Origin of the sequence: Streptomyces sp. FH025 (genome assembly GCF_017427025.1) — a bacterium.
GTDB lineage: Bacteria > Actinomycetota > Actinomycetes > Streptomycetales > Streptomycetaceae > Kitasatospora.
Genome location: NZ_JAFLNG010000265.1, coordinates 1 through 9,735, shown reverse-complemented (window position 1 = coordinate 9,735; position 9,735 = coordinate 1). Strand labels below are relative to the sequence as shown.

At 71.3% G+C, this 9,735-nt stretch carries 10 protein-coding genes and 1 riboswitch; of the genes, 7 read left to right on the top strand and 3 right to left on the bottom strand.

The window, feature by feature from the left end; translation table 11 throughout:
* The coding region (locus J0670_RS19565; RefSeq protein WP_207812922.1) for a trehalose-6-phosphate synthase at window positions 1-1,429 on the bottom strand (1,429 nt) is incomplete at its 3' end.
* Between the two features lie 267 nt (window positions 1,430-1,696).
* Entirely contained in the window at window positions 1,697-2,710 is a 1,014-nt protein-coding gene (locus J0670_RS19560) for a glucosyl-3-phosphoglycerate synthase (protein ID WP_307806591.1), read from the bottom strand.
* Between the two features lie 147 nt (window positions 2,711-2,857).
* Window positions 2,858-2,993, top strand: a riboswitch (SAM riboswitch).
* A 17-nt stretch (window positions 2,994-3,010) separates the two neighbouring features.
* On the opposite strand from J0670_RS19560, the gene thrC reads away from it, so the two are divergent.
* The 5 genes from thrC to J0670_RS19535 all read left to right on the top strand — a co-directional run bounded on the left by thrC (window position 3,011) and on the right by J0670_RS19535 (window position 7,786).
* Complete coding sequence (thrC, locus tag J0670_RS19555; RefSeq protein ID WP_207812920.1) at window positions 3,011-4,294, top strand: threonine synthase; 1,284 nt, start codon at window positions 3,011-3,013, stop codon at window positions 4,292-4,294.
* Between the two features lie 28 nt (window positions 4,295-4,322).
* Window positions 4,323-4,601, top strand: coding sequence for a ubiquitin-like small modifier protein 1 (locus tag J0670_RS19550; RefSeq protein WP_207812919.1), 279 nt, complete (start codon window positions 4,323-4,325; stop codon window positions 4,599-4,601).
* Window positions 4,602-5,153: 552 nt separating this feature from the next.
* A complete protein-coding gene (locus tag J0670_RS19545) occupies window positions 5,154-5,354 on the top strand; it encodes a cold-shock protein (protein WP_153461112.1) in 201 nt (66 codons plus the stop codon).
* Window positions 5,355-5,699: 345 nt separating this feature from the next.
* Window positions 5,700-7,322, top strand: a complete 1,623-nt coding sequence (gene groL, locus J0670_RS19540) for a chaperonin GroEL (protein ID WP_207812918.1) — start codon at window positions 5,700-5,702, stop codon at window positions 7,320-7,322.
* Between the two features lie 107 nt (window positions 7,323-7,429).
* Window positions 7,430-7,786 (top strand): hypothetical protein, encoded by a 357-nt coding sequence (locus tag J0670_RS19535; RefSeq protein WP_207812917.1) that lies wholly within the window; start codon window positions 7,430-7,432, stop codon window positions 7,784-7,786.
* A gap of 10 nt (window positions 7,787-7,796) precedes the next feature.
* Here J0670_RS19535 and J0670_RS19530 read toward each other — a convergent pair whose 3' ends face one another.
* Window positions 7,797-8,423, bottom strand: a complete 627-nt coding sequence (locus J0670_RS19530; protein ID WP_207812916.1) for a hypothetical protein — start codon at window positions 8,421-8,423, stop codon at window positions 7,797-7,799.
* A gap of 64 nt (window positions 8,424-8,487) precedes the next feature.
* On the opposite strand from J0670_RS19530, the gene J0670_RS19525 reads away from it, so the two are divergent.
* Both J0670_RS19525 and J0670_RS19520 read left to right on the top strand, forming a co-directional pair.
* On the top strand, window positions 8,488-8,841 hold the full coding sequence (locus J0670_RS19525; RefSeq protein ID WP_207812915.1) for a PadR family transcriptional regulator: 354 nt from the start codon (window positions 8,488-8,490) through the stop codon (window positions 8,839-8,841).
* Window positions 8,838-9,735 (top strand): hypothetical protein (locus J0670_RS19520; RefSeq protein ID WP_207812914.1); only part of this gene is annotated, 898 nt, incomplete at its 3' end. The genes J0670_RS19525 and J0670_RS19520, both read left to right, overlap by 4 nt.

Here is a 9,735-nt window from a genome sequence, read left to right as displayed (position 1 = left end):
GGAACCACTGCTGCGGGGGGAGCGCGGTGGCCGCGGCGGCGAGGCGCTTGGTGCGGTCGGCGCGTTCCTCCCGGCTCATGGTGAGGGCGGTGTTCAGCGCCTCGGCGGTGGCGATGACGTCGTAGGGGTTGACGGTGAGGGCGTCCGCGGCGAGTTCGGCGTGGGCGCCCGCCTCGCGGGAGAGGACGAGGGCGCAGCCGTCGTCGGAGACCACGGGGACTTCCTTGGCGACCAGGTTCATGCCGTCCCGGATGGGGTTGACCAGGGCGACGTCGGCCAGCCGGTAGGCGGCGAGGGAGCGCGGGAAGTCGTCGTGGACGTGCAGGATCAGGGGCTGCCAGGTGGGGGTGGCGAACTCGGCGTTGATCTCCCGGGCCAGGTGTTCCACGGCCGCGGTGTAGTCGCGGTACTCGGCCAGGTCGGTGCGGGACGGGTAGGCGAAGGCGATGTGCACCACCCGGTCGTGCCATTCGGGGCGGGTGCGGAGCAGGTGCCGGTACGCCTGGAACCCGCGGACGATGTTCTTGCTCAGCTCGGTGCGGTCGACCCGGACGATCGTGCGGCGGCCGCCGACCGCCTCGCGCAGGGCGGCGAGGCGCTCGTCGACGTCGGGGCGGTGGGCGCGTTCGCGCAGGAAGTCGGCGTCGGCGCCGAGGGCGTGGACGCCGAGGAGGGTGGTGCGGCCCTCGTGCGTGACGGTGAGGGCCCGGTGGTCGACGGTGGCGCCGAGGAGGTCGGCGCAGCAGGCGGCGAAGGCGCGGGCCCAGCGTTCGGTGAGGAAGCCGGCCCGGTCGGCGCCCAGGATGCCGGTGAGGACGGCGCGGGCGACGTCGTCGGGGAGCAGCCGGTAGTACTCGGGCGGGGCCCAGGGGGTGTGCGAGAAGTGGCCGATCCGCAGGTCGGGGCGGGCCTCGCGGAGCAGGGCCGGGGCGAGGGAGAGGTGGTAGTCCTGGACGAGGACCGCGGCGTTCGGGGCGGCTTCGGCGGCCAGGGCCTCGGCGAAGGCGGCGTTGTAGGCCCGGTAGGCGGCCCACTGGGTGCGGAACCCGGCGTCGAAGGAGGGCGCGGTGGGGGTCGCGTAGAGCAGGTGGTGGACGAACCAGAGGGTGGAGTTGGCGACGCCGTTGTAGGCGTGGGCGAAGGTCTCCGGGTCGATGTCCAGCATCCGTACGGCCTGGCCGCCGACGTCGTGGCCGGCCAGGTCGAGGCGGCCGCGGGGGGCCTCCCGGGCGGCTCTGCGGTCCGCGTCGTTCAGGGCGGCGCAGACCCAGACGGCGTTCGGGTCGCCGATCGCGGACAGGCCGGAGACCAGGCCTCCGCCGCCTCGGCGCAGGGTCAGCGTGCCGTCGTCGGTGGTGCTGAACGACACCGGTCCCCGGTTGGAGGCCACCAGGACGGGGGCGGTGCCGGTCTGACGTGAGTCGGCCATGTGTCCTCTTCTGCGTCTACCCGTTCACCCGTTGGGATGGAATCCGAGCGTACGGCGGAGCGGAGCGCGGCGCAGCAGTACAGTTCGGAAACCTGCGATACGCAGCGGTCAGGGCTTGGCCGCCATGAGGCTCCGCAGGGGTCGAGTGGGAAGCCTCCTCTTCGAGAGGGGGAGGAGTCACGAGTGGCATGTTGCCGGTCGGCAGACATTGCAAACCAGCCGCCGGAGTAGCCGGCGAAACCGCAGCGGCCGCACTGCTCGGGTCTGTCACCCGTCGGTGCGGCGCTTCGCGTATTCGGGGACGGTGTGCATCGGGGGGCGTTCGAGGGCGGTCACGGGGTGGGTGTGGGCGGTGAACTCGCGGGTGTCCGGGTCGCGGGTGAACTGGGTGAGGTGCGGGTGGACGAGGTCGGCGGAGGCCTTGAGGCGGTGGGTGCGGTCGAGGCGTTCCAGGGCGGTGCGGTAGATGGTGGCGGCCATCCGGCCGAGGGCCTGGCCGTCCTGGTGGCGGTGGTGCCGGACGCCGACGTCGACCTGGGCCAGGGCGTCCAGCCCGACGAGTTCCAACGCGTCGACCAGCAGGCCGAGTTCGACGCCGTAGCCGGTGGGGAAGGGCAGCCGTTCGAGCAGTGAGCGGCGGGCCGCGTACTCGCCGCCGAGGGGCTGGACGAAGCCGGCGAGCTCGGGCCAGTGGAGGTTGAGGAGGGGGCGGGCGACGAGTTCGGTGACCCGGCCGCCGCCGGCCGGCACGACCGCGCCCGACTCGGTCTCCAGCGGGCGGTCGTACATGGCCTTGACCAGGTGGATGGACTCGTCGGTCAGGAGCGGGCCGATGATGCCGGAGACGAAGGCCGGGTCGAACTCGCGCAGGTCGGCGTCCACGAAGCAGACGATGTCGCCGTGGGTGACCAGCAGGGAGCGCCAGAGCACCTCGCCCTTGCCGGGGACGGCGGGCAGCCGGGGCAGGATGGCGTCGCGGTGCTCGACCCGGGCGCCGGCCTCGGCGGCGACGGCGGCGGTGGCGTCGGTGGAGCCGGAGTCGACCACGACGAGTTCGTCGACGAGCGGTATGCGCTCCATGAGTTCGCGGCGGATGGTGCGGACGATGTCGCCGACGGTGGCCTCCTCGTCCAGGGCGGGGAGGACGACGCTGACGGTGTGGCCGGTGCGCTGCTTGGCCTCCAACAGGGCGTGCACCGGCCGGTCGGTCGCGCTCCAGGAACGGCGGCGCAGCCAGGACGCCGCCTGCGGGAGGAGCGCGGGGGTCGGTTCGGCGGGCACGGACTCTCCTCGGCGGGTTCGGGTGGGACGTGTCATCTCGCGTGGCGGACGGTCCCGTTCGGGGTTGACGCCTTCGGATACAGTCTTCGTACAGCGGTCGGACCTTTGCACGCCGGGGTCTCCGCTGAGCACCACCACAATTTCACAAGCTCATCCAGAGGGACTGAGGGAACGGCCCGTTGACGTCCCGGCAACCTTCTCGCTCGGCTGTCGTCGACAGGCCCCGGCGGGACAGGTGCCAATTCCGGCCTGTGGCGCGACCGCGCCACGGGGAAGATGAGGAGAGAGGCCTCCGCCATCATGGCTATCGACACCGTCGCACCCTCCCCCACCGTTGACCTCGGCCCGGCCGCCGCGCTGTCCTGTCGGGAGTGCGGCACCCGCTTCCCCCTCGGTCCCAGTTTCGCCTGCCTGGAGTGCTTCGGGCCGCTGGAGATCGCGTACGAGTTCGGCAGCGAGGGCGCGGAGGAGCTGCGCAAGCGGATCGAGGCCGGTCCGACGTCGATCTGGCGCTACGCGCCGCTGCTGCCGGTTCCGGCCGACGTCGCCTCGAAGCCGAACCTGAACCCGGGCTGGACCCCGCTGGTGAAGGCGGACAACCTGGGCCGGGAGCTCGGTTTCACCGCGCAGCTGCACATCAAGGACGACTCGGGCAACCCGACGCACTCGTTCAAGGACCGGGTGGTGGCCTGCGCCATCGAGGCCGCCCGGGCGTTCGGCTACACCACGCTGTCCTGCTCCTCGACCGGCAACCTGGCCGGCGCGGTGGGGGCGGCGGCGGCCAGGGCCGGGTTCCGCTCGTGCGTGTTCATCCCGCACGACCTGGAGCAGGGCAAGGTCGTGATGGCCGGGGTGTACGGCGGCGAGCTGGTCGGCATCGAGGGCACCTACGACGACGTGAACCGCTTCTGCTCGGAGCTGATCGGGGACCCGGCCGGCGAGGGCTGGGGCTTCGTGAACGTCAACCTGCGCCCCTACTACGGCGAGGGCTCGAAGACGCTGGCGTACGAGATCTGCGAGCAGCTCGGCTGGCGGCTGCCGGAGCAGATCGTCATCCCGGTCGCCTCGGGCTCCCAGCTGACGAAGATCGACAAGGGCCTGCAGGAGCTGATCAGGCTCGGGCTGGTGGAGGACCGGCCGTACCGGATCTTCGGCGCCCAGGCCGAGGGCTGCTCGCCGGTGTCGGGCGCCTTCAAGGCGGGCCGGGACGTGATCAAGCCGGTCAAGCCGGACACCATCGCCAAGTCGCTGGCGATCGGCAACCCGGCGGACGGCCCGTACGTGCTGGACATCGCCCGCCGGACCGGCGGTGCGGTCGAGGACGTGACGGACGCGGAGGTCGTGGCGGCGATCCGGCTGCTGGCCCGGACCGAGGGGATCTTCGCGGAGACCGCCGGCGGGGTGACCGTCGGCGTGCTGAAGAAGCTGGTCGAGACCGGTCAGCTGGACCCGTCCAAGGAGACCGTCGCGATCAACACCGGTGACGGCCTGAAGACGCTGGACGCCGTCTCCGACGCCGGGATGACCGCCGTCATCCGCCCGACGCTGGAGTCCTTCCGCTCCGCCGGTCTCGCGTCCGCCTGAACCACCCCCACACCCCGCTAGGAGAGCCATGAGCGCCACCGTCCGCATCCCCACCATCCTGCGCACCTACACCGGCGGCTCGGCCGAGGTGACCGCCGAGGGCGTCACCCTGGCCGAGGTCATCGCCGACCTGGAGAAGAACCACGAGGGCATCTCGGCCCGCATCCTGGACGACGCCGGCAAGCTGCGCCGCTTCGTCAACGTGTACGTGAACGACGACGACGTGCGCTTCGAGCAGGGGCTGGAGACCGAGATCAAGGACGGCGCCAAGGTCTCGATCATTCCGGCGGTGGCCGGCGGCTGCTGAGCCGTTCCGGCCCGCGCTCCGGCCGCCCGCACGTACGGAATTCCGCTCTCCGTACGTGCGGGCGGCCGCTCGCATTCCGGCTGGAATATTTCCGGGTCAAGTCGGAGTAGAGTGTGGCTCGAATGGGAACAGCGTCGCCCCTCTCCGATCGTGCGGTGTTTCGCCGGGGTTGCCCGGACGCTGAGACCGGCCCGGGTCCCGGGCCGGGAAACATGTCAGGCAGATGTCAGAATTCCTGCGGCGATTTTGAGTAATTCGTCCGCTATGTCCGGTGCGAAATGCCGACTTTCTCCCGATTTGTTCGCTCTTGTCTCTTGACGGGGCTGCGGAATTACCGGCGGTTGGCCCTGTTGCAGAGGGCGTCGATCCGGATACATTCAGCCGCGGTCGACGTAATCACCCGCCCATCGGAAGCCGTCCGGCGCTCCGTGCGGGGGGTTGCGGCGTGCACGGCTGCGCCCAGGGGGGGTTCCCCGGGCCGGCCTTCAACCAGACCCGGGCCCGCGACCTGCGGGCGCGTGAAGGGCCAGCACAGCACTAGGGGAGTTCGGAATGGCTCAGGGCACCGTCAAGTGGTTCAACGCGGAGAAGGGCTACGGCTTCATCGCGGTCGACGGTGGTGCGGACGTCTTCGTCCACTACAGCGCGATCCAGATGGACGGCTACCGCACCCTCGAGGAGGGCCAGCGGGTCGAGTTCGAGATCTCCCAGGGACAGAAGGGCCCGCAGGCGGACATGGTCCGCGCGGTCTGACCCCCTTCCGCTCCAGGAGCTCGGCGCGGCCCACGGCTGGTGACCACTCGCTTCTCGGTGGGCCCGTACGACACGCGTCGTACGGGCCCACCGGCGTTTCCGGAGGGGCCCGTCCGCGTTCCCGGACGGGCTCAGCGGCGGCTCGCGGGTTGGCGATTGGGCTTGCACTCGACCACCCGGAGTGCTAATCATTGGCGTTAGCACTCACAGCTTGAGAGTGATAAGCGGACCGGGTCGGTGAGGTCTCGGGGAGCGGTAGGGGAATGGACCCCCGCACACCCGGACCGTCCGTCGCGGGCACCCCTTGGTCCGAGCAGTCGACCGTGTCCCGGAGGACCACTTCAGATGGCCAAGATCATCGCCTTTGATGAGGAAGCTCGCCGCGGCCTTGAGCGTGGCATGAACCAGCTCGCCGACGCAGTGAAGGTCACGCTCGGCCCCAAGGGTCGCAACGTCGTGCTGGAGAAGAAGTGGGGCGCCCCCACGATCACCAACGACGGTGTCTCCATCGCCAAGGAGATCGAGCTCGAGGACCCGTACGAGAAGATCGGTGCGGAGCTCGTCAAGGAGGTCGCCAAGAAGACGGACGACGTCGCGGGTGACGGCACCACCACCGCCACCGTGCTGGCCCAGGCCCTGGTTCGCGAGGGTCTGCGCAACGTCGCCGCCGGCGCCAACCCGATGGCTCTGAAGCGCGGCATCGAGAAGGCCGTCGCCGCCGTCTCCGACCAGTTGCTGGCCCAGGCCAAGGACGTGGAGACCAAGGAGCAGATCGCCTCCACCGCCTCCATCTCCGCCGCCGACACCCAGATCGGCGAGCTGATCGCCGAGGCCATGGACAAGGTCGGCAAGGAAGGCGTCATCACCGTCGAGGAGAGCAACACCTTCGGCCTGGAGCTCGAGCTCACCGAGGGCATGCGCTTCGACAAGGGCTACATCTCCGCCTACTTCGCCACCGACCTGGAGCGCATGGAGGCGACGTTCGAGGACCCGTACATCCTCATCGCCAACTCCAAGATCGGCTCGGTCAAGGACCTGCTGCCGCTGCTGGAGAAGGTCATGCAGAGCGGCAAGCCGCTCGTCATCATCGCCGAGGACGTCGAGGGCGAGGCCCTGTCGACCCTGGTCGTGAACAAGATCCGCGGCACCTTCAAGTCCGTCGCCGTCAAGGCCCCGGGCTTCGGCGACCGCCGCAAGGCCATGCTCGGCGACATCGCCATCCTCACCGGCGGCACGGTCATCTCCGAGGAGGTCGGCCTCAAGCTGGAGAACGCCGGCATCGACCTGCTGGGCACCGCCCGCAAGGTGGTCATCACCAAGGACGAGACCACCATCGTCGACGGTGGCGGCGACAGCGAGCAGGTCGCCGGTCGCGTGAACCAGATCCGCGCCGAGATCGAGAACAGCGACTCGGACTACGACCGCGAGAAGCTCCAGGAGCGCCTCGCCAAGCTGGCCGGCGGCGTGGCCGTCATCAAGGCCGGCGCGGCCACCGAGGTGGAGCTCAAGGAGCGCAAGCACCGCATCGAGGACGCCGTCCGCAACGCCAAGGCCGCCGTCGAGGAGGGCATCGTCGCCGGTGGTGGCGTCGCCCTGCTGCAGGCCGGTGTCGCGTTCGACAAGCTGGATCTGGACGGCGACGAGGCCACCGGTGCCAACATCGTCAAGGTCGCGCTGGAGGCCCCGATCAAGCAGATCGCGACCAACGCCGGCCTGGAGGGTGGCGTCGTGGTGGAGAAGGTCCGCAACCTCCCCGCCGGCCACGGCCTGAACGCCGCCACCAACGAGTACGTCGACCTGGTCGCCGAGGGCATCATCGACCCGGCCAAGGTCACCCGCTCCGCGCTGCAGAACGCCGCCTCCATCGCGGCGCTGTTCCTCACCACCGAGGCCGTCATCGCCGACAAGCCGGAGAAGGCCGCCGCGGCCGCCGGCGGCGGCATGCCGGGCGGTGACATGGACTTCTGATCCTGATCGCGTTCGTGATCGGATCGGTTGATTCCTGATCGTGTGGGCGGTCCCCTTCGGGGGGGCCGCCCACACGGCGTTTCGGCGTTCTACCGGAGAATGGACGGATGGCTTCCGACGACATCGAGACCGCCCTGCACAACGCGCGGGCACTGATCCTGGCCGACCTCACCGCACGGGACGTGGCGGACGCCGCCGTCGTCTCGCTGGTGGAGCAGGCCGTCACGCACCGCCGCTGGTGGCTGGAACAGTGGCCGGACGGCACCGAGTACGTGCTCGGGCTGATCGCCCAGGACGTCCAGGACGCGCTGCTGGAGGCGTACGGGCGGTGGCCGCTGTGCACCGCCTGCGCGGCCGACGGGGACCCGCACGCGCTGAGCGTGGAGCCGGAGCTGGGGCCGGAGCCGCACTGGGTGTGCGGCAAGCAGGGCGCGGTGGTCGCGCCGGTGGGGGAGTTGCGGTAAGGCCCCAGGCCTAGAGCGTTTCGAGTTCGGCGGTCAGGTTGGCGCGGGCGGCGGCCGTGAAGCGCTCGCGGGCGGTGGGGGTGCGGTAGAGCGCGGGCAGGGCGAGGAGCTGGCGCAGGACGGCGGCCCGGCCGGCACGGAAGTCGGGCTCCGGGACGAAGCCGTACTCCGCCCGGACGGCGGCCGCGTACGCCGCGTACTCCCGCGGGGTGCCGCCGAGGACGGCGAGGTCCGCGTCGCAGAGCACCTCGCCGTTGCGGTCGCCCGGGGCCGGGTCGTGGGTGACGGTGAGCAGGACGAGGCGCTCGACCTCGGCGACCCGCTCGGCGGGCAGGCCGGCGGCGGTCAGCGCGCGGACCGCCAGGGCGGCGCTGCGCTCCTCGTTCTCGGTGCGGTCGGGCCGGTAGACGGCGTCGTGGAACCAGGCGGCGAGCCGGACGGCGTCCGGGTCGGCGGCGTGCCCGGCCAGCCCGTCGACGTGGCGCAGCACGGCGTGCAGGTGCTCGACGGTGTGGTAGCGGCGCTGGGGCTCCGACCAGCGGCGCAGCAGCTCCCGCCCGTACGGTTCGGGGTCGTCGGTGGTGCCGTGGCGGTGCAGCAGGGCGGTCCAGGCGGTGAGCAGGATGTCGGTCGGCATGGCGCTCATTGTGTCGGCCGGATCCGGTGGACGGGATGTGCCGGTCAACGATATATGTAGACGTATGACAGAACGCTCCATGCAGGAGCCGACGCTGCTTCTGCTCACCGCGCTGGCCGATGCCCCTCGGCACGGCTACGCGCTCATCCAGGAGATCGCCGCGATCTCGGACGGCCGGGTCAAGATGCGTACCGGAACGCTCTACGGGGCGCTCGACCGGCTGCTGACCCAGGGGTTGATCGAGGTCGCCGCCGAGGAGGTGGTGGACGGCCGCGCCCGGCGCACCTACGCGCTGACCGACGTCGGTCGCGGCGCGCTGGCCACCGAGGCCGAACGGCTGCGGGCCGTGGCCACCGAGGCCGAACGGCGGCTGTCCGTCGCCGTTTCCAGCCCGAGGGTCAGGGGGGCCTTCGCATGAGCATGATCGATTCGACCGTCGCCGTTCGGACGGCGCTGGCGTTCTACCCGGGCCGCTACCGCCGCGAGCGCGGTGACGAACTGGCCGTCGTCTTCGCCGACACCACCGCGGAGGCGGGCCCGGTCGCCAGGGTCCGGGAACTGCTCGACCTGGGCGCGTACGGGCTGCGGATGCGCACCGGGCTGACCTCGACGTCCCGGGGCGGGCGGCTGGCGGCGCTGACCGCACCGCTGGTGGTCGGGGCCGCCGGGGGGCTCGCGGCGGGCCAGGCGCTGCTGGACTACCTGGAGTCCGGCACGCTGACCGGGGGTTGGGGGACGCTGCACTTCCTGCCCTACTGGGCGCTGCTGGCGGCGGCGATGCTCTCCGCCGTCGCGGCGCTGCTCGGACGGTGGACGGCGGCGAAGCTGCTGGCCGGGGTGTCGGCGCTGGCGGCGGTGGTCGACCTGGTGTGGTCGGCGAGCAGTCCGCACGTCCTCCAGCCGCTCTGGTACTTCCTCGAATCCTTCCAGTGGGACGGCCCGTTCGTGCTCTGGGCCCTGATGCTGCTGGCCGCGCCGAAGGACGCGCTGCCGGTGCCGACCTGGCGGGAGCGGGGCCTGCTGCTGGCCGCAGCGGCGCTGACCCCGGTGGTGGCGTTCGCGGACAACGTCTACACCAGCTGGTACCACCTGGACCCCCAGTGGCGCGCGCTGATGATCGTCGTCCCGCTGCTGATGGCGCTGACGGCGGTGCGCGGCTGGTACGTGGCGGCCGTTCCGGGGCTCGCCGCCCTGCCGTGGGCGTTCAGCGTCAACCTGCACGGGCTCTGGCAGCAGGAGGGCGGGGCCTGGAGGCTGCTGCCGATGGCCGGGCTGACGATCGCGGTGGCGGTCGCGCTGGCACTGGTCGGCC